This window comes from Photobacterium rosenbergii (assembly GCF_003026455.1).
Classification (GTDB): Bacteria; Pseudomonadota; Gammaproteobacteria; order Enterobacterales; family Vibrionaceae; genus Photobacterium; species Photobacterium rosenbergii.
On sequence record NZ_PYMB01000001.1, the window covers coordinates 832,695 to 859,531 of the forward strand.

Consider the following 26,837-nt stretch of genomic DNA (forward strand, 5'->3'; position numbering starts at 1 on the left):
GTTGATAACTATCCGACCACAAACATCCGCTTTTGAAAATGAAATTTTAGACATTCAAGCGGACAATGAGCAAATCGCCTTCTCTGCTTCACCACAAGCCTTTCTGGAAACCAGGGTAGATGGCGTACTCCCCTTCGTTATTTGCTTAGAACACCAAGTTATCGGTTATTTCAAACTCGATACTCTGTTGCCACTAAATCAGAACTACTGTCCTGAAAACAGTGTGGGACTGTGTACTTTGCTGATAGATAAAAGGGTCCAAGGTAAAGGCTTAGGTACAAAGTCAGTCACCGAGGTCATTGAGTATGTGAAAACTCACTTCAAGCAATATGACTATCTTTACCTAACGGTAAACTGCAAAAACCTAGCTGCATACCACTGTTATCTGAAATCAGGTTTTGAAGATACCCAAAAGTTGTATTTTGGTGGTCCGGTAGGCCCCCAGCACATAATGCGGGTATCTTTGTAAAGCTTGATAGGGCTCACCCTTTAATCAATCAAATCTTGATGATCTGTTTTTAAGTGACTGCTTTTACACTATGTTTATAGAATGATTGATACAGATGGAGTAATTTAGGATGCCACTGCAAGCTTGTCCAATTTGCGAAAAAGAAATATCCAAACGCGCACATACCTGCCCCAATTGCGGTGATCCTGACCCGTTTCGCTATTACAGCCGAAAAAGTTGGATAGAGCGCATCATATGGACCATTGTCATTGCTGTGATTGTTATCTACAGCTGGGTAGAACTGCTGCCAATGGCCATAGAAGCGCTCCGGTAAAAGCAGGCTTTGAACCAATATCAAGAATAGATTTCTTCCTTACTGTGCTGTTGTTCTTCGATCTCGCTGATAAGGTCAAGCCTATATCGGCGAGTTTCCGTGCCATCAAACTCAGCATCAAGCCAAGTGGTCACAAGCTGCTTGGCAATAGCTTTTTCTGTGGTTAACGCACCGAGAGTTAGCACGTTGGTATCATTATGTTCTTTTGATTGTTTTACCGTATAGAGATTGGCCCCCATAACAGCACGTACACCGTTGAACTTGTTGGCACAGATAGACATACCAACCCCTGTACCACAAATTAAAATACCTAGATCAACATCACCTTGATTAATTAGCCCCGCAACAGCGGTGGCATAGATAGCTGAGTGCGTGCGGGTAGCATCATTTGTCCCTACATTGACAACCGTATGGCCAAGTGCTTCTAGCTGGGCTATCAGATAATGTTTCAGCTCAACACCTGTATGGTCATTACCTATTGCTATTTTCATGTTAAGTCAGTCCTTTGATTATTATTTTTGAAAGATATAACTCGTATAGCGGTATACAAAAAGAGCCAGACTCACGAAGTGCAAGTCTGACTCTATTTTATTCAAATAAAAGAACCATTACATTGTCGGCATCACAAAACTGCTGCTGTGTTGCTCAAGACGCACACTGGCAGGCCAACGACTAGTGACTGTCTTCATGCGGGTATAGAAGCGCACGCCATCATTACCGTGGACATTCAAAGGCCCAAACACTGAACGCTTCCAGCCACCAAAGCTATGGAAGGCCATCGGCACAGGAATAGGGACATTCACACCCACCATGCCAGCCAATACATCTTCACTGAACTGACGGGCGGTCTCGCCATCACGGGTAAAGATTGCAGTACCATTGCCATACTCATGGCGATTAATCAGCTCTAAGCCTGTCTGATAATCAGGCACACGAACAACAGCGAGTACCGGGCCAAAGATTTCTTCTTGGTAAATCGTCATCTCTGGTGACACATTGTCGAACAATGTTGGCCCGACGAAGAAACCATTTTCATGGCCTTCGATAGAAATATCACGGCCATCGACTACCAAAGCAGCCCCCTGCTCGACACCCGATGTAATGTAGTCACAGATCTTGTCTTTGTGCTGTGATGAGATCACTGGTCCCATATCATTTTCAGGGCCTTCCACCACGCCCGGGCCAACCTTCATCACATCAATTTGTGACTTCAGTTTACCGATAAGCTCATCTGCGGTTTCATCACCCACGGCAACAACCACAGAAAGCGCCATGCACCGTTCACCTGCCGCGCCATAAGCCGCGCCCATAATTGCGCTTGCCGCCATGTCCAAATCGGCATCCGGCATCAGGATGCAGTGGTTCTTCGCTCCTCCAAGGGCCTGACAGCGTTTGCCATGTGCAGATGCTGTTGAATAGATATACTCTGCAATGGGTGTCGAACCAACAAAACTCACAGCCTGTACACGAGGGTCAGTCAGCAATACATCTACCGCTTCTTTGTCACCATTGACTACATTGAACACACCATCTGGCAAGCCGGCTTGTTGTAATAACTCTGCCAACACCAAACCCAGTGATGGATCTTTCTCTGAAGGCTTCAAAACAAACGTATTGCCAGTTGCCAGTGCAATTGGGAACATCCACATTGGCACCATCGCTGGGAAATTAAACGGTGTAATGCCAGCACAGACGCCAAGCGGCTGCATCAGTGAATGACTATCAACGCCAGTTCCCACGTTTGCTGAGTGCTCGCCTTTTTGTAGATGCGGAATACCACAGGCAAACTCAACCACTTCAAGACCACGGGTAACTTCACCGACAGCGTCCGAATACACTTTGCCGTGCTCGTTTGAAATCAATCGAGCAAGTTTATCCATGTTCTGCTCAAGCAATGATTTGAACTTGAACATCACGCGGGCACGCTTCAATGGTGAGGTTTTTGCCCATGCCGGAAATGCTTTGCCTGCTGCTGCAATCGCTTCTGCCGTTTCAGCCGCCGAGCTCAATACCACCTGTCGAGTTTGTTCACCGGTTGCAGGGTTGAATACCGGGGCAAAGCGCTGGCTGTGGCTTTCGCTAATCTGACCCTGAATGAAGTTTTGAACGGTTTCCATGTTTTGCTCCTGTAATTACGCTTGGCCTTCGCCATTCAATAGCCCGGCCTCGCGAGCAAGTTTTTGTAAATTGTTAAACCCTAGGGTGGCATAGGTCATTGGATGGGCAATGGCAGGGTCCTGCTCGGCCTCAACTACACACCAACCTTGGTAATTCGCTTTTTTCAGCTGTTCGAACACTGCCGGATAATCCACACAGCCATCGCCCGGTACGGTAAATACGCCATCTAATACCGCATCGAGGAAACTGGTATTACGGTTCTTCACATCAGCCAAAACATCTGCACGAACGTCTTTGGTATGAACATGATTAATGCGGTGTGCCCAACGTGTTGCCACCTGTACCGGATCTGCGCCAGCAAATGTCAGGTGCCCTGTATCAAGAAGCAGTCCTACTTCTGCACTGGTAAACTCCATCAAGTTATCGATATCTTTAGCGGTCTCGATAACGGTACCCATGTGATGGTGATAGGCAATCTCAACACCTTGGCTTTTGGTGTATTTCGCAAACTCGCTAAGCTTGTTGCCGTACTCTTGCCATTTATCCGCTGGGAATTTAGGCCTTAGTCGGACAGGTGTCTCCTGCTGGCCATGAATACAATCAGTCACTTCAGCAAAAACCATCACCTTGGCACCCAACTCGCGCAATAAGGTCAGATGTGGCTGCACCGCTGCAATTTCTTCCTCTACCGAGCGAGTCAGCAATTCACCGGAGTACCAACCTGACACCAACTTAAGGTCATGGTTAGCCAGAATTGGTCCAAGCACACTGGCTTCACGAGGAAACTTATTACCCAATTCAAAGCCAGCAAACCCCGCCTGTCGCCCCTCGGTCAGACATGTTTCCAATGGTGTTTCTGCACCTAGGGACGGTAAGTCATCGTTGGTCCAAGTCAGGGGATTGATACCTAGTTGAACAGTCATGCTAATTCTCCTTAAATCACTTGCTGTTGTTTGGCGATTTCATACCGTGCTCTGGCAACACGTACTTGTTCACGCTCAGACACTTCAGGGACTGCGACTTCCCACCACGAACCGCCTGACTCGGTAGTACTTAGCGGATCGGTATCTAGGGTGATGACATACGTTGATGTCGCTTGTTTGGCTCGTATCAAGGCTTGCTCTAACTCGGCGATATTGGCCACTTTCTCGGCCTGCGCCCCTAGCGAGCGAGCATGTGCAGCAAAATCGGTTTTCGGGGCCCCTTCCTCGATAGTGTTGCAATCTTTGAGCAAGTTATTGAACCCTGCTCCACCGCAAGCATGTTGCAGGCGGTTAATACACCCGAAACCACGGTTATCCAGTACCACCAACACCAATTTATGACCTAGCATCACAGAAGTCGCGATCTCGGAGTTCAGCATCAGGTATGAACCATCACCGATCATGACGAAGACTTCGGAGTCCGGCTTAGCCATTTTGACACCTAGCCCACCGGCAATCTCATAGCCCATGCAAGAGAAGCCATATTCAAGGTGATAACCTTTGTCATAGCGGGTACGCCATAATTTGTGTAACTCGCCTGGCAAGCCACCAGCCGCGCAAACTACAATGTCTTTCTCATCAGCCGCGCGGTTAACCGCACCAATAACTTCAGCATCTGTTGGCAACTCTGTGCCACGGTCAGTCATTGCGATTGAAACCGTTGTATTCCACTCCTGACGAAGCGCTTCTGCTTTTTGCTTCCAATCAACACTCACTTGCCAATCTGCTAACTGCTCTGTCAGTTTTGGCAGTGTCACCTTGGCATCGGCAACCAGCGGGATACCGTAATGCTTAGTCGCATCAAAGCCATTGACGTTCAATGAAATGATTTTGGCATCAGCCTTAAATAACGCTCTTGAACTGGAAGTAAAATCTTGCAAACGGCTACCAACAGCAATGATCACGTCGGCTTCTGCAGCCATCTTGTTGACTGCCGCCGACCCCGTTACACCAATAGAACCAAGGTTGGATGTATGGTCCCAAGCCAGTGCCCCTTTACCAGCTTGAGTCTCACCGACGGGTAACTGATAGGCTTCTACGAACTCTTGGAATTGCTCCAAAGCCCCTGAGTAATGAATCCCCCCACCAGCAATGACCAAAGGCTGCTTGGCTTGCTTAATGAGTTCAACCACTTCAGCTAGTTCATGTTCGTCTGCACCGGGGCGACGTACACGGTGAACCTTCTCGTTAAAGAAATGCAATGGGTAGTCAAATGCCATCGTCTGGACATCTTGCGGTATCGCAATGGTTGCAGGGCCGCACTCTACCGGATCAGTTAGGACGCGCATTGCCTGAGGCAAGCTGTTCAGGAGCTGCTCTGGGCGGGTAATGCGGTCAAAGAAACGGCTGACCGGTTTGAAACAGTCATTCGGCGTAATAGTTGCGTCGCTCCAGTCTTCAACTTGCTGCAATACTGGATCCGGCTCACGGGTCGCGAAGGTATCCCCTGGCAGAAGCAGAACGGGCAAACGGTTAACATGTGCCAGCGCGGCAGCCGTCACCATATTCAAAGCGCCCGGCCCTACCGATGTCGTCGCTGCCATCATACGTTGGCGATTATTCGCCTTAGCAAAAGCAATAGCGCTATGTGCCATTGCCTGCTCATTATGGGCACGGTAAGTCGGTAAAGATTCATTGGCGTGGTACAGTGCTTCCCCCAGCCCGGCAACATTGCCATGACCAAAGATGGCAAATACCCCAGCGAACATCGGTTGAATATCACCATCAATTTCTACTTTTTGCGCTTGCAGGTATTTCACTAGTGCCTGAGCCATTGTCAGGCGTACAGTATTAACACTCATGATTGATTCCTTCAGCCACGCTGGCGCCACAGGGTGATTAGGTTGTGGTAGTTCTTTTTGATTTGTGCAATGAGTCCCGCATCATCAATCTCATTGGCAAGCCACTGGCGAGATGGCTGCCCGAAGATAGTTCTACCTACCGCAAAGCCTTTAACTACGTCGGTACTTGCAGCGGCATTAAAACCGGCTTTCAATTCTTCTTCTGGAGCGTCCAGGCCCAGAAGTACGACACCCCGGCAATGCTTATCGCGTGCTTGAATAAGATCATTCACACCATGCCAAGCGTCAACAGCCATCGGCGGCAGTTTCCACCAATCCGGCTTCACGCCAAGGTTGTAGAAACGCTGCATAGCACGCAGGTAAAGCTCATCAGAACGCTCCATATCCGCAGGTAGAATTACTTCCAGCAGCAACTCATGTCCTGTTTTACAGCACGCTTCATACACTTCACGTACTTTTTTCTCTTGATCAAGGCGTAACGCGTGATGATCATCTGGGTGGTAGAACACAAGGCATTTCACAACGTGTTCAAGCGGCCAATCAACCAACTGGGAGCCAATATTGCCATGCTCCAACTCCAGAGGGCGCGATGCTGGCAGCTCTACCGGTCTACCTATCCACCAACCTTCACCGGTAATGTCGTTCAGAACATCCTGTCCGAATGTACTATCGCACAGTAAACCCGCTTTACCCGTTAAACCGGCTTCTTCAGCCACTTCACGGCTTGCTTGTAAAATAAGCTTTTTCAATGGTTTGATACGGCTGATATCTGCATTAGCTTCACGGGCCATATCAACAAACTGGATGCGGTGATCGAACGCGAGGACGCAGAGTTCTTGCCACTCTTTATCACGGGTCGTTACTCGGTGGAGATGATTGAGCGTTTCATCCAAATCAGGACGAGGGACGTCATTGGCACGGGCAAGATAATTGTCTAACTCTTCTTTGGATGGCATGGCAGGCGCACAACCATGACGAGAAACCACCAAGGCCCCGCATGCGTTGGCATAAGCACAGGCTTTTTCCCATCCTTCGTTATTTAGGTATCCACGCAACAGACCAGACATGAAGGCATCTCCTGCACCAAGTACATTCAGTACATCAACGCGAACACCTTCAACGGTAATACCGTCATCGAGATCATTTGGGATCTCGTCGGAAAATACCGAGCAACCCAACGGTCCACGCTTGCACACTAGTTCGGCATTACTCACTTCACGTACTGCTTTTAATGCTTCAACGGTATCTGTCGAGCCACCAGCAATATGGAACTCTTCTTCTGTTCCGACAATCAAGTCGAACAAGCCGAGAACTTCCTGCAACTGCTCGGTAACCTTGCCGGACTCAATAAACCGGGTCTCCCCGTCCCCAAGCGTGGTTAAGCCCCAAAGTACAGGACGGTAATCAATATCAATGGCAGTTTTAACGCCATGCTTACGGGCATAACGTAAAGCTGTCAAAACGGCTTCACGAGTGTTGGGATGAGAGAGATGGGTGCCCGTAATTGCCAGGCAGCGAGCAGAGGCTATGTATTGCTCGTCAATATCATCGGCTGTGATAGCCATGTCTGCACAGTTATCACGATAGAAAATGAGAGGAAAAGTATCTTCATCCTTAATTCCAAGGATAACCAAGGCAGTCAGGCGCTCTTTATCGGTGATTAAGTGGCTAGTATCAACACCCACACGGTGTAGCTCTTCACGTAGAAAACGCCCCATGTGTTCATCACCCACCCTTGCCAGCATGGAAGACTTCAGCCCCTGCCTTGCCGTGCCATACGCGACGTTGCCTGATGACCCACCGAGGTACTTAGAGAAAGTGCCCATATCTTCTAGCCGAGCGCCAATCTGCTGGCCATAAAGGTCAACGGCAACTCGCCCCAAACAAATAAGATCCAATTTCTTATTGCTGGTATTCATCCTTTTCACTCCTTCCTTTAACTACCGTGTAGTTAAGAACCGTTCAGATAATGATTAAACCGATTCAGACAATCATTGTTGAGAACACCCCTCTCAACCCTCATTGTTTCGATAGACACATGATACGAAATATTTATTTCATTTTAAATGAAAAATGAAATGAAAAATATATTTTGTGATCAAGGTAAAATTTCATCGCAACTTCAATAACTGCTCTTACCACACCAAAAATGGAAAATTTTTTTCAAACAAATATAACATCTTATCAACATGTAGCACCATGCGCATTATTCTACTTAAATTCAACAACTTAGCCTTTTATTGGTATATCTGAGCAATTATTAGCTATAAAAATCATTAATTTAGAGGATGAACAAGCTATTAGACATTGATTCCAGTGAGACATGGTTAACAATTTTGTCATTTACACTCATTCAGGGGTGGTTATTAATTGAGCTCGAGCATATAGTTGTTTACATAAAAATAATAAATTTATTTCAATCAACGTGAACACGCTTTCTGGAGTGGCATTTCACTCTAGAAAGTGATTAGCATCTAAATACCGTATTTTTGAAATATACATTTCACCCAAGAAAACGGTTAGGTGCACCATAAAAAGGAGGCAAAAATGCCGTCACTGATACATGGAATTACTTCTCTAATTACTAACTCTATTTCGACGACAAAGTCCCTTTCCAAAGGGATCCTACGCAAGATCGCAATCATCGGCGCTGTGTTCGCACTCGCTGCCTGTGGTGGTGAGGATGGTGAAGATAAGATTAAGATTGGCGTTGCCATTCCTAACTTCGATGACACCTTCCTGGTCAACATGAAAGACTCCATGGACAAATACGCCAAGGAGATGGGCAATGTAGATTTGATTTTCGTCGATGCAAAAGAAGATACAGTGAAACAGTTGGGCCAAATCCAAAACTTCATTGTTCAGCAAGTTGACGGCATCATCCTAGTACCAGTTAACACCGATGCGACCCAACCAATGACAGATAGCATCCAGAAAGCTGGCATTGAGCTTGTTTACCTGAACCGTCGCCCTTCTTACCTACCTGAAGGTGTGTCATACGTGGGTTCTGATGAACTTCGTTTCGGTGAAGAGCAAGCGAAATACGCGGCGTCCAAGGTTGAAGGCGGCAACATCGGTATCATCATGGGTATGATGACAGTAGAAGCTGCAATCCTACGTACCCAAGGCGTTGAAGAATTCTTCAAAGACAAGCCAGAGTACAACATCACCCGTAAGCAAACGGGTTTATGGCAGCGCTCTCAGGGCATGATCGTCATGGAAAACTGGATCAACTCTGGTGAGCAAATTGACATTATCCTTTCAAATAATGACGACATGGCTTTGGGTGCTATTCAGGCTCTACGTGCTGCTGGCAAACTCGATGACACTATCGTTGTCGGTGTCGATGCAACACCTGACGGTATCATGGCAATCCAGGATGGCGCATTGGATGCAACTGTATTTCAAGACGGTGTAGGCCAAGCACGTGGTGCTCTTGATGCAGCAATGAATGCCATCAACAAAAAGCCACAAGAGAAGATCACTTGGATCCCTGCAGAACTTGTTACCAAAGACAACCTAGCTGAATTCCAAGCTAAAAGTTAATCCACCACCCTCTCTATAAATAACTTATCCGGCCCTACTACATATCGTTTGTACTAGACAAGTAGGGCCAATTTTGGAGCAATTCTGTATGAGCCAAGTAATACTTGAGATGCGTGGTATTACCAAAACCTTTCCCGGTGTGAAGGCACTTGATAACGTGCAACTTACCCTGAAGAAAGGCCGCGTAATGGCACTCATGGGCGAAAATGGTGCAGGTAAATCGACTTTGATGAAAGTGCTGTTTGGCACATATCAGCGCGATGCTGGAACCATTCGCTACCTAGGGGAACTCGTAGATTTCTCTGGCGCTAAAGAATCTTTAGAGAGCGGGATTTCAATGATTCACCAAGAACTCTCTCCCGTTCTACACCGAAATATTGCTGAAAATATCTGGCTGGGACGCGAACCAGTAAAAGGGCCACTACGACTCATCGACCACAAGAAGATGTTTGCCGATACCGAAGCCCTACTGCAGCGTCTTGATCTGGATCTTGATCCTCGTACCCTGATGAGTGACTTAACCGTGGCAACCATGCAGATGGTAGAGATTGCCAAGGCCATTTCTTTCGACTCAAAGATCATCATCATGGACGAACCAACTTCTGCCCTGACAGATAAAGAAGTCGCCCACCTGTTTGAGATTATCGAAAAGCTCAAATCCCAAGGTGTTGCCATGGTGTATATCAGCCACAAAATGGATGAGATCTTCAAGATCTGTGATGACATCACTGTATTCCGTGACGGTTGCTACATCGGCGAACGAGAAGCGCGAGACACCAATCACGATGAACTGGTTCAAATGATGGTCGGTCGCGATCTTGGTGATGTGTTCCCTCCCCCAACTGCCAAGCCCGGTAAAACCCGACTAGAAGTGAAAAACCTCTCTGTTGATGGTTGCTTTAGGGATGTGAACTTCAAACTCCATGAAGGAGAGATCCTCGGGATTGCAGGCCTTGTCGGTGCAGGTCGAACTGAACTTATCGAAACCCTCTTTGGTGTTCGCGAGAAGGAAACCGGAGAGATCTGGATCAATGGTGAAGAGGTTGAGATCAAAGCGCCACAAGATGCTATTAGCCACAAAATGGCATTTTTGACCGAAGATCGCCGCCATTCAGGCCTGTACCTGATGCTTGATATCTTCGCCAACACCTCTATCGCTCATCTTGACGCCTACAAAAGTCGCGTAGCCAATGTCCTTGATGTCCGCCAAATGCGAAGCGACAGTGAGGACCATTGCAAAAAGCTGAAAGTCAAAACTCCACATATGAACGAGGCGATTGACAACCTCAGTGGTGGTAACCAGCAAAAAGTATTGTTGGCACGCTGGATGCTGACCAAGCCTGACATTCTGTTCCTCGACGAACCGACCCGCGGGATTGATGTGGGCGCGAAGTCAGAAATCTACAAACTGATGCGCCTACTAACCGGTATGGGTAAGAGCCTAGTCATGATCTCGTCAGAATTACCAGAAGTTATCGGCATGAGTGACCGTGTCTTGGTTATGCATGAAGGTAACCTCAAGGGCGAACTCGACGGCACTGAAGCGACCCAAGAAAAAATTATGTCAATGGCGTTGGCATAGCCACCAGCGACCCAAAAAAATATCTCACTGCTGTTGTGACAGGGTGACGCAATAATTCATCAAGGAAAGTTATTATGATTGCGAAGTTAATAGAAGCAACGTCTGGTGCGAAATCGCCTCAGAATTATAAACGTTTGATTTCTAAATATGCCATCTACTTTGTATTTATCGCCATGTGTGTGGTGATGTCTATTCTCTCTCCAGTATTCCTTACTGTAGCCAACCTGCTTAACGTTGTTACCCAGATGGCCAGTATCGGTCTATTGGCACTGGGGGTAACCATCATCATTATTACCCGGGGTATCGACCTGTCGTCCGGTTCGGTCCTTGCAGTTGCCGCCGTGGCCTCGGCCAGTATGGCGCAGACACTCGACTGGGGCATGCGTATGTACCCAGCGATGCCTGAACTACCCGTTATAGTGCCAATCTTAGTTGCTCTTGCGGTAGGTGCACTGTGTGGTTTCATCAATGGTGCTTTGATTGCTTATACCGGTATCCCTCCATTTATCGCCACTCTGGGTATGATGATCATCGCCCGTGGTGCAGCCCTGCTCTACTCCGATGGCCGTCCAGTTAGTAGCTTGATTGACTCTTACCAGTGGATTGGCCAGGGTACAGTTGCTGGTATCCCAGTTCCGGTCATCATCTTTATCGTCATGGCCATTGTCTCTTACATCCTGTTGAACTACACCCGCTTCGGTAAATACGCCTACGCAATCGGTGGTAACGAAACAGCAGCCTATGTATCAGGCATCAACGTTAAGAAGTACAAAATCCTGGTTTACACCTATGCAGGTCTACTAGCTGGTATCGCAGCGCTTATCTTGTCTGCCCGTATCAACTCAGGTCAGCCTGGTCTTGGTGTGATGTATGAACTCGATGCCATCGCATCGGCAACGGTAGGTGGTGTATCACACGCCGGCGGTATCGGTACGATTCAAGGCACCATCATAGGTACCATGATCATGGGTGTGCTGCAAAATGGCCTCGACCTATTGAACGTCTCGGCCTACTGGCAGCAAGTTGTGAAAGGCTTGGTAATCGTGGTCGCTGTTGTCTTCGATATGAAACGTCAGAAGAAGAGTAAATAGCGAAAAACCATACGTACAACAAAGATAAATACAACACGAGCCTATAAAGAATTAACTTTACTGTAGGACTTCACGTTGAAGTGCCACGTTTCTCCCCCTAGGGTTACGTGGCTTTTTTTATTTAAAGCAGTTAGATCTCAGAGCCTAGCTGTTTTAAGTACTGTTTCATATAGTTAGTGCGCTTTTCAGCTTCCTCTATCGCTGAACGGGTATTCATTTTATCTTTCAGCTTAAACAACTTGGTGTAGAAATGATCGATTGTATACTGCCGATCATTTAGCTCCCTATCTTCGCTAAATGGATCTACAGCATCATATAAGCCGACACCTAGGCCCGAACTGACCTGAATACATCGCGCAATGCCAATAGCACCCAACGCATCAAGCCTGTCGGCATCCTGGACAATTTGTGCTTCCACGGTTTCTGGTTTGATGTTCGCGCTGAAACTGTGCGCCACAATGGCATGGTGGATGGCTTCAAAGTACTCTGAGGGATAACCAATGCTGGCAAGAAACTCTACCGCTTTTTCAGCCGCAATGTGTGAACTCCTAGCTCTATCTGGATGGTTTTTGGGAAATGAAAAACAATCATGTAAATAAGCGGCAGGTAGTACAACTTCAAGACACGCCCCTTCCTTGGCACATAATGCTTTAGCCGACTTGACCACCCGAAGTACATGATTCAAATCATGAGCTAGGTCTTGCTGCATTTCAGATTGGATAAACTCAATAAAGTGTTTTTCGAATGTAGAAGGCACTTTTTCTCCTTATTAGTTTATAAACTCACTTCCGGCTTAGTAATGCACCTTACACTTATCAGCTCTTCCCCTCCATAGGACCCATTGTAATTTTCACCAATATGCGATTTAGTCTGGCTACGCTTACTGCAATGTTATTAACCATCATTGCAATGCTATTCTTGTTATCTTGGGTTAAAAGACAACAAAAGCTAAGCCTATGATTCATATTTCAAATATCATGCCTTTAATCGATAAACAACTCAAAACAATGGCAGCCAAAGAAGTCGTGCACTTCAAAACCTTCAAAAAAGACCGGGGTTTCATACTCTACCGTCAAGATAGTGAACTATTCCAGATTATCGAGCACGGCTTCAAGAACACCTCTTTCTCAGGCGATGCTGATAAAATTAAAAAGCAAGCCAAGAAAACATTGAAGCGCGAGTTTCCGCGCAGTAACAAGGTTTGGGTTGAATATTTTGAGGGGGTTGAAAACCCATCAGATATCCAAGCTCACCACAGTAAACAGATGTCACTATTTTAGTCATAACCCAGCCATATTCTGGCCCGTCAAGATTAACAATGGAGTCATATCTCAAACATTCAACCAGTTAGATAACTTTCTCGCTTTTCACTTCGCTAACAGACGAAAAACCACTACAATGCGTGCGATTTTAGATGTTAATCGGGCAATTTCATTGAAACTTAGTACAAGATTGAAGCAAATTGAACAAATGGTCCCTACTGGCTACGACCATGTTTGGGATTGTTGTTGTGACCACGGGCTCATCGGCGCAGCCCTGCTATCAAGACAGGCTGCTGACAACGTGCATTTTGTTGATATCGTACCGGACCTTATGAACACGGTAGAGAAGAACCTACAACGTTTCTACCCTGAAGATAAATGGGAAGTTCATTGCCTGGATGTCGCTAAGCTTCCGCTGAAGCAATACGAAGGCAAGCACCTAGTGATCATCGCTGGCGTAGGCGGCGATTTAATGTGCGAGCTGGTTGAAGGTATTTACCAAAACGACCAAAGCGCTGACATTGATTTTTTACTATGCCCAGTAAACAACACATATATGCTGCGCCAAAAGCTCATAGAACATCAATTCGGTCTTAAGCATGAAATACTGATTGAGGATAACAGGCGTTTCTATGAGATTTTGCACGTTTCATCCCATATGGATGAAAACAGTCCAATCAACGAGGTGGGCTGCAAAATTTGGCACTCTGATACCAACGAGCAAGCCGATATCGTCACCCGCTATATCGACAAGACCTTAAGCCACTACCGTCGCCTTCAGCGAGGAAACGCCGATAATATTGAGGCAATTATCGAGCGTTATAGCGCAGTTACGGGTTGAGAGCCTCTGTACATCTGCAGGTAGCCACTCTCTACGACTTGGTAAGTTTCAAAACCAAACTTTTCGTATAGTGATATCGCTACCTTATTCTTAGGGTGTACCCCAAGACGTACACCCACTGCAAGATTGTCAGTACGAACGAGTAACTCTCGCATTAATGCCGATGCTACACCCTGCCCTCGGTATAGAGGATTCACCGCCAAGGCTAACTCAGGACAGTCTGCATGACACTCAGTCAGGCTGGATTTGGAACGCACTTGTACAATCCCCATTACTCCACCGGTATCATCTAATGCAAACAACCCGAAATCCCCCTCTTGTCCCCAATCATCAAAATATTCTTTGATGTGAGGTAACTCGAGGACTTTCAAGTCATGGTCGGGTTCGTCATCTGGTGTCCAAAGCGCAACGAATAATAGGCTTTTTTGTAACTCGCTATCAGATACTGTAATTTCTCGAAAAATCATTCTTTTATAAACTACTTCTACAACCTTAATTTAACTTGAGCCGACACCACGATAGAAGCGTCCGCTGCTTGCTCAATCTCGAAATACCCACCCGATGTTGAAATCTGCCGTGCAGACAACTTAGTGACTCCCAATTTGTTGAACCAATATGGCGCCAGTGAGCATTGTGCAGACCCTGTTGCTAAATCTTCATCTATCCCGATTTTCGGCGCAAAGTAGCGTAAAACATAGCTGTCAGACGAGCTTTGGGCCGTGACTATCACAGCATGAATGTCTTCAATCTTGTTCATCTGGTCAAAGTCAGGCACAAAGTTAGCGACTGCATCTTCCGACTCTAAAACCAGTATTAAATCCCGGGTTGAAAACACATCTCTAGCGGAAATTTTGAAGTCAATCTTATCTATAGGTGTTTGCTGAGCACGCCAACCTGGCAGGGTAATTTTATATCGACCGTTTTTCTTTGAAATAACGACTTGCCCATACTGACTGACAAGCGTTACCGAAGCCAAGCCGTATTTGGATATTAAAGCCGCGCCAGCACCTAAACTACCATGTCCGCACAGGTTTATTTCACCCTCTAACGAAAACCAACGAATATCAAAGCCTGAATCCGACTCAACAACAAATGAGGTAACCGGTTGTGCCAACTCTTGGGTTATTGAAAGCAACTCAGCCTCATCTGGCCACTTTAGCAACTCAACAACGGCACAAGGGTTTCCTTTAGCGAAGTCACTACAAAATACATCGTAAATTTGCGCTTTAATCGTGCACCTTCCTTGTGATTGTTCAGTATTAAAAAGACACGGTTATTGGCTCTTGGCTAATGGCGGTTCCGGCAATACCGGCGGAGTACTGTCCATATATGAAAGGAAATTTTGCCAAATTTCATGAGTTCTTTGCTTGGTAAGTTCAGTTTTGCAAGATATCGCCATAACCCCACGAATAGTCCCCTCGCGCCATTGTATATAGACAGAGTCGCAATGGGATGACATATAAGCCTGCCAGTCTTTTTGAGCGAACTTGATAGCCTGAACCAACTCTGGGTCAGAAGCATTATGCTCAAGGCTGGTTTTAAAGTACTTATCTAATTCAGCTTGAGCTAAATCCAATTTAACAGCCGCACAGTGGTTAATCTCAAGTGTATTCATCGCATTATTGCAATCAATAGCCTGGTTTTCAGCGGAAACTGTAAACGACAAACTCGCTAAAGTAATAATTAAGCACCTTTTCATATGTCACCCTATATGAACTTAAGCCCTCTGCTCAGCGACTAAGGACTTTGACTCTAGCCACTTCAACACAACTAACGCCGCAGCAGAGCAGACTGCTTCATCATTGCCATCAATAAATTTAAGTTCTTCTATCTCTGCAGCAGGAGTTAACTCACCAGAAAACTCTGCGAAATAGCAGGTGAGTTTTACAGAGACTCCTTCAGCTTTGCCATCAGCTTGAGCTATGAATGTTTCCATATACTCTATGCTTTCAGGAGCAAGCTCGACAGATAATTCTTCCTTAATTTCGCGGATAAGCGCTTGTTCATCGCTTTCCCCTACTTCACGTTTGCCCCCAGGCAAGTAAAACAGCTCTTTACCTTTAGATCTTACGACTAAAAATTGACCATTTTGGATTAAGACCCAAGCAAGTTTATCGATAACTTTATTCATTTATTTTCCACACTGAATTCAAGTGGTTTTCTCACGCCCAATAAAGTTAAACAGCGTGTGCCAACCACTTACATGGCTCTAGGCTCATATCTGTAAACCTAGCCGTAAATGATGATTTCAAAGGGCTACAAGCGTAAACGCCAAAGCTCACCTTGTTCTGCGCTGGTAATGGCGGGTTACATTTACCCATTTCAGCCGTTGTTTCACCAAGCTTATGGAGATGGAAGATTCGCATTTGTTTGAAGGTCACACCGTCAAGCGAGCACTCAATTAAGAAGTCAGGACCACGGCGGTTTAAGCGGTACCAAATCTCATTTGGCAGTGGAATATCTGATGTGGCCCAATCTGAATAACCTAAGTTTGTGACAACGCTGCCCAACCTTGAAAACTCTTCGTTTTCGTATTCTATAGAGGCCTTAAACCAGTTTTCATTATCGAGATAAATAATGAGTCCGCATTGATCAAACTGCGCCTGATAGTCAAAACTCACTTTTGCTGTAAAAGTGAAGTTATCATCGGATTCAATCTGCAGTGCCGGAGCATTATCATTACGGAAGCCATAGTAAGAGCGCTGCCAGAAATCTGTTTCTGGCTCTGTGGTGATAGAAACCATCTCTTTGGTCACTTCACTCACTTTAGGCTCAAAAATCCATTTACCAACTGTAAAATCTACCATTTATTCATCTCTGTTATTTCTTCCCCAATCACCAGTCCAAATGACTGGGGTTAATTCCTTAAACACATACAGTATCCATAGCGAAGATATACCAAGCAAGATATATATGGCTAACCGTGTACCTCGATACTGTCTTTTGGCGCCTCTTCTCGACTATCCATGCCATAGTCACGGATAACACCCGCCACTCTTAGCCTATAACTTTCAAACACACCGTTTCTCCCTTTTGCTTGCGCAAGCCTATGGGATTCTATGCGGCGCCATTGTTTGATTGACTCTTCGTCACGCCAAAATGAGAGAGACAAGACTTTGCCTTCGTTGGTCAGGCTTTGAAAACGCTCGATAGAAATGAAACCTTCAATTCCTGCAAGTAAGGGTCTGATCTCGTTTGCAATATCAAGGTACTCAGACGTTTTCCCCTCAGCGACCTGTACTTCAAAAATAACAGCTATCATAGTTTACGAACCTACTAAAAATTTCTCTGTATTTTAGTCAATTAGCACAAGATTAATTTGACGGTCCGCAAGAAAACAAAACTGTAATGACTCTGATGTTCTCTATTCATAAATGCCGTAAATCAGAGCGATTTGAGCATTGTTAGGACGCATGCTTTGAGTACATATTGTGCTGGGTTAAACATGGGCGTTTGTAAATGCTCTTCAGGATTCATAGTAGTTAGAACAACGTATTACTTTACGGGCCCTTTTTCGAATTGCTGTAAACCATCAGTTATTTCATTCCAAGACGCTTTAGAGCCCGTATAAATATGAAAACTTGGCTTATGTGTAGGTATATCATCTAGAATACCCAATCGGATATTATGCATCTCTGTTTTCAGCTTTCTTGAAAACAAACTAGAGCCACAGGTACTGCAAAATGCTAATTCTGTATCCTCACTTTTAGGGTACACGATTATAAAATCTTCACCGGATGTAAGGCGAAACTTATCTGAGCTTAACCCGCCAACCGAAGAGTAGTCCGATCCTGTAAATTTACGGCACTCAGAACAATGACAGTTCCCCATATAGTCAAAGTCATCAGGGACTTCAATTTGTACCTTTTTACAAAGGCAAGAATTTACAAAGGCAAGAACCAACCAACTTTCTCATCATTATTATCCTTAATTGTAAAACTCTATGATAAGGGGGAATTCATCGATATCGACAGTCGGCACAAAGTCCTAATTTGGTTTGAGAGTGTCACGCCAAACAGTCAGCATAATCGATTTGCTACCCTAGGTACTATTTGAGTTCATCCAAAACTACATAACTTTCGGCATTTACTTTCACATAAGTCCCTTCATCTAAGGCTATGGTATGAAACTCATGCTCTCCAGCTTTATTGACAAGATTCACATCAAGCCATATTTTCCCATATTCATCGATATACCAGACCCGCCATAATAGACTTGATTCAACAAGTATCTGGTAGATCTTATAGGCTTCATACAAATCAGAATTCTTATTATTCGCCGCTTCTATTAAATCAGCAGGAATAGTGACGACGTTAACTAAGTAATCAATCTCAATCATCTAATCTCCAAAGTAAATGGTACACCACCAACCATATTAAAATCTTAGGCGGCTTGTTAAGTGTGATTATTGTTATCTGTGCTTGTATTGGGAAGGGCAATAACCCCGACTAACCTGCTTGCTACGCAATTTTTCATGCTTGGTTTTTCGGCCTGATACTCTTGAGCGCCAAAGTTTGAAGCTACCTGCCTTGAGCCTTTTGCGCATGAAATGAATCACTTCCTTTTCATTTAAACCAAATTGGAGTTCAATGGCTTCAAATGGCGTCCTATCTTCCCACGCCATTTCAATAATTCTAGATTCACACTCGCTAGTAAACTGCATCATACTATTCCTATTCCAAAGACATAAGTACGACATTGTAATGAGTTCGGATTACATCACTTAAACGCAGAACCTATTGGTAAACACTGACTTCGATAAGGTTTTTATCCGGGTCCAAAAAATATACCGACTGAATAGCACCAACCGCTCCTGATTTTCCGACTGGGCCCTCAATGATTTTGACATCTTCTTTGTCTAAATGATCTATCACCTCTTCTAGGGACCAATTTGAAATAAGGCAAACATCTCCAGATCCAACATTAGCGATATTTCGTGGTTCCTGGCCGAGAAGCTGAAAATTTATCTTTTGATTACCGAACGTTACTGCCTTACGACCATTCGCAAAGGTAACTTCTTCCATACACAAAACCCGCTTGTAGAAATTAACCGCGTTTTGTATATCTGAAACGGTAAGAACAATATGATCGAAATGACTAATCATCATTTTACTCCCTTTGCCAAAAACATTAATGTCGATTCAAACCCAACATTCAAAGCGTTGACAAAACTCTTAACAGTTTGTCAGCTATTTTTCTTGAAGGAACCTAGTAGCTGATCAGATTCATCCAACAACTGGGAATCATGCCACCCTATATACTCTTCAGCTTTCTTTAGGTCATTAAGCACAAGTAACAACGGAAACATTAGGTATCTCTTGCCATAGCTGTCAGAGATACAGCCAAAGTCTCTCAACTCTCTATTATATTCATCAACATACCACCTTTTTCCTTCACGACTAAAGATGAATATCACAATCACAAGCGCGCTTAACAAAACATCAATTTTTCAATGAGCGAAAACTCGCACCTTACACAGTACATTTCCGCCAATACGCCTTGGAATGAATATTCTAATTTCGCATAGCTTTGTCAGTTAATGAAAAAAACGTTTCATAACAATGCATAAGCCATTACAATAGATTAAGGAGTCATTGAAGGGAGTAAGAGATGTCCGTTGCCAATAACCTAACCGAACTGCAAGATCAGATACGAACGCGTTATAGCGATCTTAGCAAGCGTTTACAGCAGGTCGCCCGTTATGTGCTAGATAATTCCAACAGTGTTGCCTTCGATACCGTTGCCACTATTGCCAATCAAGCTGAAGTGCCCCCTTCTACCCTAATCCGCTTTGCCAATGCTTTCGGTTTCAATGGCTTTAACGATATGAAACAACTGTTTCGTCGTAACCTTGTTGAGGAAACAGCTAGCTATACCGAACGTGCTAAATTGTTCAAAGAGCTTGATGCCGACCCAAATGCCCCTGAAAGCCCAGCGATGATTTTGCAAGAGTTCGCCCGCGCCAATGCCCAGGCGATGAACCACCTTGCGGCGCAGACTCCGAGTGAGAAACTTGAGCAAGCCGTTGAGATTCTCAGTGAGGCAGAAAACATCTATTTAATTGGCCTACGGCGTTCATTCAGCGTTGCATCGTATCTTACCTATGCCCTACGCCACCTCGAGCGTCGAGCCTTTCTTATCGACGGTTTAGGCGGAATGTTTAAAGAGCAGCTGTCCATGATAGGTCCCAAGGATGCGGTACTGTCGATCAGCTTTAGCCCTTATGCTCAAGAAACGGTTACCCTTAGTGAAGTCGCCTCACAAGCCGGTGCCAAACAGATAGTGATTACCGATAGTCAGGTAAGTCCTCTTGCTACCTTCAGTGATGTTTGTTTTGTTGTCAAAGAAGCCCAAGTTGAAGCCTTCCGCTCACAATCGGCTTCTCTTTGCCTAGCGCAAACTTTGGCGGTCTCATTGGCTTACCGTCAAGGCTCATCAACCAATGGCTTTGAAGTCAACGTGCTTAGCTAGCCGCTAGAAGTTGAATTGATATCCAATAGAAAAAGCCCCGCAATTGCGAGGCTTAAAGAGTGATAAACCTAAGGGGCGATGTCATTGGGGGGTAACTTCACCCCGTGCCGTCATCACTCAGGAGGCTATTAGCTTGAATGTTACTACCAGTATTAAAGCTTGATGGTTTTGCCCTGCTTCATCGACTCAAGCGCGGCATCTGCCAATACTAGGGCGTATTCACCATCAGCACCGCCACACTCAGGCTCTTGGCCTTCAAGCACGTCAACAAAGTCTTGCCATTCTGCAACATAAGCCGCTTCATAGCGCTCAAGGAAGAAGTGCTGAGGTTTCGCGGCCACGCAGCCTTCCTCACCCCAGTGCTGGACCAAGTTTTCTTTGACGTTGTGTGCCTGCAGCAAACCTTTCGAACCGTGCAGTTCAAGGCGCTGGTCATAACCGTAACCGGAACGGCGACTGTTGTTGATGGTTGCAATCGCACCTGATGGGAAGTTCAATACCAATACGGCTGTATCGATATCGCCAGCTTCACCGATAGCCGGATCAACCATGCAGCTGCCGTGTGCAGTGATCGAAACAGGATCTTCGCCCATAATGAAACGAGCCATATCCAGATCATGGATAGTCATGTCACGGAACATCCCACCTGATACCTTGGTGTATTCAGCTGGCGGTGGCGACGGATCACGAGAGGTGATCACTAAAGATTCAGGCTGACCGATCACACCGGCATTTAGCTGGTTCTTAACGGTTCTGAACTGAGGGTCATAACGGCGGTTGAAACCTACCATCATTGGCACACCGTGCTGGCGAACCGTTGCTAGACAATCGCGTACTCGGCTGATATCCAGATCAATCGGCTTTTCACAGAAGATCACTTTGCCATGCTGGGCAGCCATTTCAATCAAGTCGGCATGTGTATGGGTTGCAGAGCAAATGCAGACAGCGTGGACATTCGGATCAGACATTGCTTCGTCGATCTCTTGTATTTTCGCGCCGTACTCTTCAGAAATCTTCTTCGCACCCTCTAGGTATGGGTCGATGATTGAATACAGTGTTGTCTTTGGATGCTTTGCAATATTTACAGCATGCACTTGGCCAATCCTGCCAGCGCCGAATAACGCAATATTAAACATGTCTCACTCCTTTGCCGGAAACTAATTATTGATGTTTTCTTGCATATTGCTCATCGTTAATCCATTGGTGGTCATCTTCCCAGGTGAACAACCATTTACGGGTTGGCCCTGCCATTACATTAAGGTAATAGCTGTCGTAGCCAGCAATGGTTGCCACAGGGTGATACCCCTTGGGTACTTGTACGACATCTTTGTCGTATACCGCCATGCACTCGTCCAACGAACGGTCGTCGGTGTAAACTCGCTGCATACAGAACCCTTGAGCTGGGTTCAAACGGTGGTAATAGGTTTCTTCCAGATACGTTTCGTTTGGCTCTGCATCCTGATCATGCTTGTGGCTAGGATACGAGCTGGTGCAACCTTCGTCGGTATACACTTCGACGACCAGCAAGCTGTCTGCCTCTTTGTAATCAGGCAGGATATTGTGTACAAACCGCTGGTTATTCCCTGCCCCGCGCTGTTCGGCATCGATATTGTCAGGTGCTATTAATCGGGTTGGGAAGTTACCTTGGCCTGGTGCTGTACATACCGCCAGTTCAAGCTGGGTATTTGCCACCACTTTAATTGCCTCACCTTTTGCGACATAAACGGCATAGGGCTTTTTGCGCTCGAACGGGGTCATCCTGTCGCCAATGTTCTCAAAAGTTTCAGACGGTGTCGTCACGGTGGCAAAACCACCTACCAAGACGAGACACACCTCATTGTCACTGGCTGGCAAATCAATACTTTGGCCACTTTCCAATTCAAACGCTTGGAATCCAACATAACCCCAACCTGCTGATTCTGGTGTAATATTTTGGGTATTCCCCTGCTGGTCGGGTGCATGATATTTGGAGAGCAGCTTTGACATGGTGGCCTTCCCGTTCCATATTATTGAAAATAATTTTTCAAAATGATATGAGAATAAAAAAACCTTTTCAAACCAATTATGAAACAAATGATTCATTTTGTGGGCGAGGTAACATAGAAATCATTTCTTCTTTTTCGATGAAATAATTGGCATAGAAATGGCTCGAATCACCACTCGTCAATTTACGTTTTTGTCGTAGGAAACAGGTCAAAGATGAATAGCAGACAGGCCCAATTCAGGAAGAGGATGGACTCTTTTCAGTGCTTGAAAAAATGGTGAGTCAAAAATAAGGCCAGGTAACCACCTAGCCTTATCGTCACTATGAATGATGCGCGATTAATTTATCGACGGCGACTTGGCAACATATCTGTCATTGAACCTTCCACCACCTCTGCGGCAAAGGCGAAGGTTTCAGCCAGGGTTGGGTGAGCATGAACGGTATGAGCGATATCTTTCGCCGTTCCGCCAAATTCAAGTACCGCTGCAGCTTCATGTATCAGTTCACCAGCATTCTCGCCACAAATCCCAGCGCCCAGTAAGGTACCTGTTTCTTTGTCAAACAATGCTTTGGTCACGCCATTGGTCGCACCTACGCTTTGAGCACGGCCACTTACCAGCCATGGTACTTTACCAGTGGTATAGTCGATACCTTGCTGCTTGGCTTCTTTTTCAGTCAGACCGACCCAAGCCACTTCTGGGCTAGTGTAGGCAACTGATGGGATCGCGACCGGGTGGAAGGTGGCATCCATACCTGAGATCACTTCAGAGGCAACTTTACCCTCATGGGTAGCCTTGTGGGCCAACATTGGACCTTTGACGATATCGCCAATAGCGAAGATATGTGGTACAGAGGTCTGCATCCTGTCATTGACTTCAACTAACTTGTGCTCGCTGATAGCCACACCGATATTTTCTAAGCCTATACCCGAGGTGTTTGGCCTGCGGCCAACGGCAACCAGTACCGCATCAAACAGCTCACTCTCTGGCGCTTTCTTGCCTTCAAAAGCCACATTGATACCTTCCGGTTGGGCCATCATATCTGTGACTTTGGTCTTCGTTAGCATCTGATAGGTTTTCTTCGTCGCTTTAAGCAACGGTTGAACAACATCTTTGTCTGCAGCTGGGATGATCTGATCTTGTGCTTCGACAATGGTGATCTTAGAACCTAACGCTGAATAGACCTGTGCCATTTCCAACCCGATAATTCCACCACCGATAATTAGCAGTTTTTCGGGGATGAAAGGCAAGGACAATGCATCCGTCGAGTCCCAAACCCTCGGGTCTTCTGGGGCAATTGGCAATTTGACCGAGTGAGAACCCGCTGCGATGATGGCATGCTTGAACAGCACCTGCTGCTCATCTTCACCTTTGACCAACAGCGAATGCTCGCCAGTGAAGTGGCCTTCACCTTGGATACGCACAACTTTTCTTGCTTTGGACAAGTTGGCAATACCCGCTGTCAGTTCGGAAATCGTTTTCTCTTTATGGGCGCGAAGCGCGTCAATATCAATATTTGGCTCGGAGAACGCAATACCCATTTGTGCACCATGCTTGGCATGCTCTACCAGCGATGCTGCATGAAGCAGGGTCTTCGAGGGAATACAGCCCACATTGACACAAACGCCACCCAATGTATCGCGCTTTTCGACGATACACACCGACAACCCAAGATCTGCAGCCCTGAACGCTGCGGTATACCCACCGGGTCCACCACCGAGTACAACAACATCTACGTTGATAGATTCCGTCATTACAATTCCTTCTCTGCTTGATAATTTGCTTCGGTTTATAAGCATCTGGATGAACAGCTTTAACCCAGACTAAGGCAAAAATAAATCGCAAAGTTGGAATATCCGATGTTGGTCCACTTAATTGAGAATTTTCACCACCATTTTGTCTAGCGGCTCAATGTTTATGTTTTACAGCAATGACGAATATTGCACTGAAGGTGAGCATCTTGCCGGCAAAAAAATGGCCCTTCTTACTCGTCTTTAGAGTAAATGAAAGGGCCGAATACTAGAGATAGTAAAGGTAGTGCAGGTGGAACAAGTTACATGGAATAAGGATGAGTTAGCTGTTTAGCACGTTGAGTTACCTTTGATAAAAACCAACCCCGACAAGCTTGTTATCAAGGATGCGGTAGAAGGTATGTTTATTTTCGACTTTGCCCGAAGTCGGGTTTAGCCATGGATAAGTTATTTCGCCCCGACCCGTTTCTTCTGCCAGCTTTAGCATCTCCCCAATCATCGGTTTACCTTGGATGCTAAAGACCTTACCGACCAAGTGTGGGGTGGCGCCATGGGCGAGGAATTCACCAGTGCGTTTATCAAGCACAAATACATATAAGTCATTTTTAACAAACTGGCTGTCATGGCGATTAAAAGCATTGAATGCTTTCTGCTCATCGGTAATCAATGCTTTTGTCGCCTCATCAAGGAACCCTTTGGCCTGATAGGCCACTGCGCGCTGCGGGTGATAACCTACGGCCACAATGACATCACCAACTCGCTTGAAGAAAGTGCGCTTTGGCTCACCGGAACTGTCGACGGGATTGGTCCAGTGATATTCCACCACACCTCCCCCCGTCACTCTGGCTTGAGCTATCATGTCTTGGAAGAACAATTTCCCGTACATATCGGCAGTAGATTTCACATTGTCCCCCACTAACACAGCTGATGAACCGCCGCTGGCAAGAAATACGCCGTCCATGTCGAGCGCGTAAACATACAACTCGTTATCGGTGAATCGGGCCTGGTTGGCAAAATCACCCACTGCCTCAGCGCCGTCCAGTTGGATATGCTCGACCGCCTTATCCAATAGCGCCATCGCTCTTTGCGCGGCTGGCGTAACAATCGGTGGCGTATCTGTATTTCTGCTATAGGTCGTTGCGTCCTCTTGCATCACATCTGTAGCAGAGGCCGATGTACCCATTAAACCGGTTATGAATAAAACCAGCGTGCTAGCTAAAATTCGTGAAGGCATTTGAATCCTCGTTATTTTATTCATATTCACCTCTAACATGTTCAATAACCTACCAAGGACGGTAGCCACAGGCTTAACTGAGGGAAGAAGGCGATAAGGAAAACCCCGACAACCGACGCCATAACAAAAGGATGTATCCTCGCGGTAATTTGCTCGACAGTTGACCCACCTATTCCGGATGCAACAAAGATATTCTCCCCCAGCGGAGGGGTAGCAAAACCAATTGAAAGCGTACACACCACAACGATACCAACATGAGTCGGATCAGCGCCCAGCATATACATGATTGGCAGCAGTACCGGCACAATGATCATAATCGCTGCCAAGGTTTCCATGAACATACCGATAAACAGCAGTAGCATGATGGTTAGGGCCCAAACCATGTACATGTTGTCAGTCAGGCTTAGTAGACTATCTGCAACAACGACCGGAATTTTTTGTTCGATCAGCAACCTGCCGAAGACTGTCGCAGCAAACAAGATCAGCAGTACCCGCCCTGTGATCCAGGTCGTTGTTGTCAGCGAGTTGATAATGTTCTTGAAGGCAAGTTCACGATGCACGAACAAACCGATAAACAATGAGTAGAAAATGGCCACAATTGCTGATTCGGTTGGGGTAAATAATCCTGAGTAGATCCCACCTAGAATCAGGAAGGGAGCGAGCAGTGACCAAACACCTCTCCTCACCGTGGTGCGTATATCACCTGTTGACCAGTTTTCGGTCAGTCCTTTATAACCCCTTTTCTTCGCAATCATATAATTGGTTGCCATTAGGGTCGAAGCCATGATCAAACCAGGGATCACACCGGCAACAAATAGCTTAGGGATAGACAGTGACGCAAATTGGCCATGTTGAGAAATCGCTTCTGGTGGTGGCATTAGGCCCATGGCCGAAATACCAAATATCACCAGTGGAATTGAAGGTGGAATGATAATACCTAACCCACCTGAAGCCGCAGTTACCGCCGATGCATAGCTTCGTTCGTAATCCCTTTTAACCATTGCAGGGACCATCAACATCCCTACGGCGGCCGTTGTAGCAGGGCCCGAACCTGAAATAGCACCAAAGAATAAACAAGCAACAACCGTTGCAGCCCCGAGCCCGCCGGTAACAGGCCCGGCAAGACTCTCTGCAATATCAACAAGCCGTTTTGAAATGCCTGCCGCTTCCATCAAAGCTCCCGCCAGTACAAAAGCCGGTAGAGCCATTAGCGGGAAATTCCCCACCGAAGTAAATGCGATTTGCACCAGAGCAATCGGGTTTTTGTCCAACACAAGGTAGGCGGCCATCGAGGCCCCAGCCAGTGATACGGTGATCGGTGCGCCCAATATCAGCATCACCAAAAAGCCACCAAATAATATGAGAGTAAGATATCCTTCCATGAATGGCCC

Annotated in this window: 29 protein-coding genes; 8 read left to right on the forward strand and 21 right to left on the reverse strand. The window is 46.0% G+C overall.

The window, feature by feature from the left end; all coding sequences use genetic code 11:
• Window position 1 precedes the first annotated feature (1 nt).
• Both C9J01_RS04000 and C9J01_RS04005 read left to right on the forward strand, forming a co-directional pair.
• Complete coding sequence (locus C9J01_RS04000) at window positions 2-469, forward strand: GNAT family N-acetyltransferase (protein WP_158264484.1); 468 nt, start codon at window positions 2-4, stop codon at window positions 467-469.
• Between the two features lie 109 nt (window positions 470-578).
• Window positions 579-782 carry a zinc ribbon domain-containing protein gene (locus C9J01_RS04005; RefSeq protein ID WP_107296796.1) on the forward strand — a complete coding sequence of 68 codons (204 nt, stop codon included), beginning with the start codon at window positions 579-581 and terminating at the stop codon, window positions 780-782.
• Between the two features lie 20 nt (window positions 783-802).
• On the opposite strand, the gene rpiB is transcribed toward C9J01_RS04005, so the two are convergent.
• The 5 genes from rpiB to C9J01_RS04030 form a co-directional block, all read right to left on the reverse strand.
• On the reverse strand, window positions 803-1,273 hold the full coding sequence (gene rpiB / locus C9J01_RS04010; RefSeq protein ID WP_107296797.1) for a ribose 5-phosphate isomerase B: 471 nt from the start codon (window positions 1,271-1,273) through the stop codon (window positions 803-805).
• Between the two features lie 117 nt (window positions 1,274-1,390).
• Window positions 1,391-2,899, reverse strand: a complete 1,509-nt coding sequence (locus C9J01_RS04015; RefSeq protein WP_107296798.1) for a CoA-acylating methylmalonate-semialdehyde dehydrogenase — start codon at window positions 2,897-2,899, stop codon at window positions 1,391-1,393.
• Window positions 2,900-2,914: 15 nt separating this feature from the next.
• Window positions 2,915-3,823 (reverse strand): myo-inosose-2 dehydratase, encoded by a 909-nt coding sequence (gene iolE / locus C9J01_RS04020; protein WP_107296799.1) that lies wholly within the window; start codon window positions 3,821-3,823, stop codon window positions 2,915-2,917.
• A gap of 11 nt (window positions 3,824-3,834) precedes the next feature.
• On the reverse strand, window positions 3,835-5,685 hold the full coding sequence (gene iolD / locus C9J01_RS04025; protein WP_107296800.1) for a 3D-(3,5/4)-trihydroxycyclohexane-1,2-dione acylhydrolase (decyclizing): 1,851 nt from the start codon (window positions 5,683-5,685) through the stop codon (window positions 3,835-3,837).
• An 11-nt stretch (window positions 5,686-5,696) separates the two neighbouring features.
• Window positions 5,697-7,604, reverse strand: coding sequence for a bifunctional 5-dehydro-2-deoxygluconokinase/5-dehydro-2-deoxyphosphogluconate aldolase (locus C9J01_RS04030; protein ID WP_107296801.1), 1,908 nt, complete (start codon window positions 7,602-7,604; stop codon window positions 5,697-5,699).
• Window positions 7,605-8,232: 628 nt separating this feature from the next.
• Between C9J01_RS04030 and C9J01_RS04035 the strand changes: the two genes are divergently transcribed.
• From C9J01_RS04035 to C9J01_RS04045, 3 genes are all read left to right on the forward strand, one after another.
• Window positions 8,233-9,231 (forward strand): sugar ABC transporter substrate-binding protein, encoded by a 999-nt coding sequence (locus C9J01_RS04035; protein WP_107296802.1) that lies wholly within the window; start codon window positions 8,233-8,235, stop codon window positions 9,229-9,231.
• A gap of 88 nt (window positions 9,232-9,319) precedes the next feature.
• Window positions 9,320-10,813 carry a sugar ABC transporter ATP-binding protein gene (locus tag C9J01_RS04040; protein WP_107296803.1) on the forward strand — a complete coding sequence of 498 codons (1,494 nt, stop codon included), beginning with the start codon at window positions 9,320-9,322 and terminating at the stop codon, window positions 10,811-10,813.
• A 74-nt stretch (window positions 10,814-10,887) separates the two neighbouring features.
• Entirely contained in the window at window positions 10,888-11,904 is a 1,017-nt protein-coding gene (locus C9J01_RS04045) for an ABC transporter permease (protein ID WP_107296804.1), read from the forward strand.
• Between the two features lie 130 nt (window positions 11,905-12,034).
• Here C9J01_RS04045 and C9J01_RS04050 read toward each other — a convergent pair whose 3' ends face one another.
• Window positions 12,035-12,613: an HD domain-containing protein gene (locus C9J01_RS04050; RefSeq protein ID WP_107297418.1), complete on the reverse strand. Its 579-nt coding sequence runs from the start codon at window positions 12,611-12,613 to the stop codon at window positions 12,035-12,037.
• 247 nt (window positions 12,614-12,860) lie between these two features.
• On the opposite strand from C9J01_RS04050, the gene C9J01_RS04055 reads away from it, so the two are divergent.
• Window positions 12,861-13,184 carry a hypothetical protein gene (locus tag C9J01_RS04055; protein WP_107296805.1) on the forward strand — a complete coding sequence of 108 codons (324 nt, stop codon included), beginning with the start codon at window positions 12,861-12,863 and terminating at the stop codon, window positions 13,182-13,184.
• 154 nt (window positions 13,185-13,338) lie between these two features.
• Window positions 13,339-14,007, forward strand: coding sequence for a tRNA (adenine(22)-N(1))-methyltransferase (locus C9J01_RS04060; protein ID WP_201797783.1), 669 nt, complete (start codon window positions 13,339-13,341; stop codon window positions 14,005-14,007).
• Here C9J01_RS04060 and C9J01_RS04065 read toward each other — a convergent pair.
• From C9J01_RS04065 to C9J01_RS04115, 10 genes are all read right to left on the reverse strand, one after another.
• Window positions 13,986-14,474, reverse strand: coding sequence for a GNAT family N-acetyltransferase (locus tag C9J01_RS04065; protein ID WP_107296807.1), 489 nt, complete (start codon window positions 14,472-14,474; stop codon window positions 13,986-13,988). The two genes, C9J01_RS04060 and C9J01_RS04065, sit on opposite strands and share 22 nt — an antisense overlap.
• 17 nt (window positions 14,475-14,491) lie before the next feature.
• Entirely contained in the window at window positions 14,492-15,238 is a 747-nt protein-coding gene (locus C9J01_RS04070) for a PhzF family phenazine biosynthesis protein (protein WP_107296808.1), read from the reverse strand.
• Window positions 15,239-15,280: 42 nt separating this feature from the next.
• Window positions 15,281-15,706, reverse strand: a complete 426-nt coding sequence (locus C9J01_RS04075) for a lysozyme inhibitor LprI family protein (RefSeq protein ID WP_107296809.1) — start codon at window positions 15,704-15,706, stop codon at window positions 15,281-15,283.
• 18 nt (window positions 15,707-15,724) lie between these two features.
• Window positions 15,725-16,138: an NUDIX hydrolase gene (locus tag C9J01_RS04080; protein WP_107296810.1), complete on the reverse strand. Its 414-nt coding sequence runs from the start codon at window positions 16,136-16,138 to the stop codon at window positions 15,725-15,727.
• Window positions 16,139-16,184: 46 nt separating this feature from the next.
• Complete coding sequence (locus C9J01_RS04085; protein ID WP_107296811.1) at window positions 16,185-16,814, reverse strand: DUF1349 domain-containing protein; 630 nt, start codon at window positions 16,812-16,814, stop codon at window positions 16,185-16,187.
• Window positions 16,815-16,924: 110 nt separating this feature from the next.
• Window positions 16,925-17,269 (reverse strand): antibiotic biosynthesis monooxygenase family protein, encoded by a 345-nt coding sequence (locus C9J01_RS04090; RefSeq protein WP_107296812.1) that lies wholly within the window; start codon window positions 17,267-17,269, stop codon window positions 16,925-16,927.
• 233 nt (window positions 17,270-17,502) lie between these two features.
• Window positions 17,503-17,910, reverse strand: coding sequence for a GFA family protein (locus C9J01_RS04095; RefSeq protein WP_473805389.1), 408 nt, complete (start codon window positions 17,908-17,910; stop codon window positions 17,503-17,505).
• 145 nt (window positions 17,911-18,055) lie between these two features.
• A complete protein-coding gene (locus C9J01_RS04105; RefSeq protein ID WP_107296815.1) occupies window positions 18,056-18,346 on the reverse strand; it encodes a hypothetical protein in 291 nt (96 codons plus the stop codon).
• A gap of 72 nt (window positions 18,347-18,418) precedes the next feature.
• The gene (locus tag C9J01_RS04110; RefSeq protein WP_107296816.1) at window positions 18,419-18,670 is read right to left on the reverse strand and encodes a TIGR03643 family protein; all 252 of its coding nucleotides are present in this window, start codon (window positions 18,668-18,670) and stop codon (window positions 18,419-18,421) included.
• Window positions 18,671-18,743: 73 nt separating this feature from the next.
• Window positions 18,744-19,112: a VOC family protein gene (locus C9J01_RS04115; protein WP_107296817.1), complete on the reverse strand. Its 369-nt coding sequence runs from the start codon at window positions 19,110-19,112 to the stop codon at window positions 18,744-18,746.
• Between the two features lie 505 nt (window positions 19,113-19,617).
• On the opposite strand from C9J01_RS04115, the gene C9J01_RS04125 reads away from it, so the two are divergent.
• Window positions 19,618-20,478: a MurR/RpiR family transcriptional regulator gene (locus tag C9J01_RS04125; protein ID WP_107296819.1), complete on the forward strand. Its 861-nt coding sequence runs from the start codon at window positions 19,618-19,620 to the stop codon at window positions 20,476-20,478.
• A gap of 152 nt (window positions 20,479-20,630) precedes the next feature.
• Here C9J01_RS04125 and iolG read toward each other — a convergent pair whose 3' ends face one another.
• The 5 genes from iolG to C9J01_RS04150 all read right to left on the reverse strand — a co-directional run bounded on the left by iolG (window position 20,631) and on the right by C9J01_RS04150 (window position 26,828).
• Window positions 20,631-21,614: an inositol 2-dehydrogenase gene (gene iolG, locus C9J01_RS04130; protein WP_107296820.1), complete on the reverse strand. Its 984-nt coding sequence runs from the start codon at window positions 21,612-21,614 to the stop codon at window positions 20,631-20,633.
• 25 nt (window positions 21,615-21,639) lie between these two features.
• The gene (gene iolB / locus C9J01_RS04135; RefSeq protein WP_107296821.1) at window positions 21,640-22,464 is read right to left on the reverse strand and encodes a 5-deoxy-glucuronate isomerase; all 825 of its coding nucleotides are present in this window, start codon (window positions 22,462-22,464) and stop codon (window positions 21,640-21,642) included.
• A gap of 341 nt (window positions 22,465-22,805) precedes the next feature.
• The gene (lpdA, locus tag C9J01_RS04140; protein WP_107296822.1) at window positions 22,806-24,215 is read right to left on the reverse strand and encodes a dihydrolipoyl dehydrogenase; all 1,410 of its coding nucleotides are present in this window, start codon (window positions 24,213-24,215) and stop codon (window positions 22,806-22,808) included.
• Window positions 24,216-24,555: 340 nt separating this feature from the next.
• Window positions 24,556-25,452, reverse strand: coding sequence for a cache domain-containing protein (locus C9J01_RS04145; protein ID WP_419686439.1), 897 nt, complete (start codon window positions 25,450-25,452; stop codon window positions 24,556-24,558).
• A gap of 35 nt (window positions 25,453-25,487) precedes the next feature.
• Window positions 25,488-26,828: a TRAP transporter large permease gene (locus C9J01_RS04150; RefSeq protein ID WP_107296823.1), complete on the reverse strand. Its 1,341-nt coding sequence runs from the start codon at window positions 26,826-26,828 to the stop codon at window positions 25,488-25,490.
• Between the last annotated feature and the right edge of the window lie 9 nt (window positions 26,829-26,837).

Bases quoted from the DNA above. Each gene is read 5' to 3' on its own strand.
- rpiB (WP_107296797.1), bottom strand. From the start codon at position 1,273: ATGAAAATAGCAATAGGTAATGACCATACAGGTGTTGAGCTGAAACAT.
- C9J01_RS04090 (WP_107296812.1), bottom strand. From the start codon at position 17,269: ATGATAGCTGTTATTTTTGAAGTACAGGTCGCTGAGGGGAAAACGTCT.
- C9J01_RS04035 (WP_107296802.1), top strand. From the start codon at position 8,233: ATGCCGTCACTGATACATGGAATTACTTCTCTAATTACTAACTCTATT.
- C9J01_RS04050 (WP_107297418.1), bottom strand. From the start codon at position 12,613: ATGCAGCAAGACCTAGCTCATGATTTGAATCATGTACTTCGGGTGGTC.
- C9J01_RS04040 (WP_107296803.1), top strand. From the start codon at position 9,320: ATGAGCCAAGTAATACTTGAGATGCGTGGTATTACCAAAACCTTTCCC.
- C9J01_RS04005 (WP_107296796.1), top strand. From the start codon at position 579: ATGCCACTGCAAGCTTGTCCAATTTGCGAAAAAGAAATATCCAAACGC.
- C9J01_RS04150 (WP_107296823.1), bottom strand. From the start codon at position 26,828: ATGGAAGGATATCTTACTCTCATATTATTTGGTGGCTTTTTGGTGATG.
- C9J01_RS04045 (WP_107296804.1), top strand. From the start codon at position 10,888: ATGATTGCGAAGTTAATAGAAGCAACGTCTGGTGCGAAATCGCCTCAG.
- C9J01_RS04015 (WP_107296798.1), bottom strand. From the start codon at position 2,899: ATGGAAACCGTTCAAAACTTCATTCAGGGTCAGATTAGCGAAAGCCAC.
- C9J01_RS04075 (WP_107296809.1), bottom strand. From the start codon at position 15,706: ATGAAAAGGTGCTTAATTATTACTTTAGCGAGTTTGTCGTTTACAGTT.
- C9J01_RS04110 (WP_107296816.1), bottom strand. From the start codon at position 18,670: ATGCAGTTTACTAGCGAGTGTGAATCTAGAATTATTGAAATGGCGTGG.
- C9J01_RS04080 (WP_107296810.1), bottom strand. From the start codon at position 16,138: ATGAATAAAGTTATCGATAAACTTGCTTGGGTCTTAATCCAAAATGGT.
- C9J01_RS04125 (WP_107296819.1), top strand. From the start codon at position 19,618: ATGTCCGTTGCCAATAACCTAACCGAACTGCAAGATCAGATACGAACG.
- C9J01_RS04085 (WP_107296811.1), bottom strand. From the start codon at position 16,814: ATGGTAGATTTTACAGTTGGTAAATGGATTTTTGAGCCTAAAGTGAGT.
- iolB (WP_107296821.1), bottom strand. From the start codon at position 22,464: ATGTCAAAGCTGCTCTCCAAATATCATGCACCCGACCAGCAGGGGAAT.
- iolD (WP_107296800.1), bottom strand. From the start codon at position 5,685: ATGAGTGTTAATACTGTACGCCTGACAATGGCTCAGGCACTAGTGAAA.
- C9J01_RS04105 (WP_107296815.1), bottom strand. From the start codon at position 18,346: ATGATTGAGATTGATTACTTAGTTAACGTCGTCACTATTCCTGCTGAT.
- C9J01_RS04115 (WP_107296817.1), bottom strand. From the start codon at position 19,112: ATGATTAGTCATTTCGATCATATTGTTCTTACCGTTTCAGATATACAA.
- C9J01_RS04055 (WP_107296805.1), top strand. From the start codon at position 12,861: ATGATTCATATTTCAAATATCATGCCTTTAATCGATAAACAACTCAAA.
- C9J01_RS04065 (WP_107296807.1), bottom strand. From the start codon at position 14,474: ATGATTTTTCGAGAAATTACAGTATCTGATAGCGAGTTACAAAAAAGC.
- lpdA (WP_107296822.1), bottom strand. From the start codon at position 24,215: ATGACGGAATCTATCAACGTAGATGTTGTTGTACTCGGTGGTGGACCC.
- iolE (WP_107296799.1), bottom strand. From the start codon at position 3,823: ATGACTGTTCAACTAGGTATCAATCCCCTGACTTGGACCAACGATGAC.
- iolG (WP_107296820.1), bottom strand. From the start codon at position 21,614: ATGTTTAATATTGCGTTATTCGGCGCTGGCAGGATTGGCCAAGTGCAT.
- C9J01_RS04030 (WP_107296801.1), bottom strand. From the start codon at position 7,604: ATGAATACCAGCAATAAGAAATTGGATCTTATTTGTTTGGGGCGAGTT.